Origin of the sequence: Desulfobulbus alkaliphilus, assembly GCF_016918545.1 — a bacterium.
Classification (GTDB): Bacteria; Desulfobacterota; Desulfobulbia; order Desulfobulbales; family Desulfobulbaceae; genus Desulfobulbus; species Desulfobulbus alkaliphilus.
Genome location: NZ_JAFFQC010000160.1, coordinates 1 through 480 on the forward strand (window position 1 = coordinate 1; position 480 = coordinate 480).

At 67.3% G+C, this 480-nt stretch carries 1 protein-coding gene; it reads left to right on the forward strand.

Annotated features, from left to right (window positions below):
- Positions 1–110: 110 nt before the first annotated feature.
- On the forward strand, positions 111–480 hold a 370-nt coding region (locus JWG43_RS20705; RefSeq protein WP_504208225.1), incomplete at its 3' end, for a 3'-5' exonuclease.

The window sequence follows — 480 nt, forward strand, 5'->3', positions numbered from 1 at the left end:
GGTCGGTGCACTCACCGAACTGACGACGCACCGTCAGCGGTCTTTCCAGACTCCGGACCGAATCCGGCGCCCCAGGCGTTGTCAGGTGTGAACCCCACGCCGAGGACGCCCTGACCGACTTCACCCCATCATCCCAACGCATCCGCGTCATCGACCTGGAGACCGCCGGATCCGGCCCTCAGGACGTCTGCGAGATCGGCTGGCAGGACGTAGTGCGCGACGGGGTCGGCCCATGGCGTTTGGATGCGACGCGCGGCGCCCGTTTCGTAAATCCGGGCCGGCCGATTTCGCCCGACACCATGGCGATCCATCACATTCTGGACGAGTGGGTTCAGGACGCCGGCTATTGGAAGACCGTCGCGGCGCCCATACTGCGCCCGGAGGCGGGCGTGATCGCCCTGGCGGCGCACCGGGCCAGCTTCGAGCAGCGGTATTGCACCCCTGCCCTGTCAGGCGGCGCAAAGTGGATCTGCACCTGGA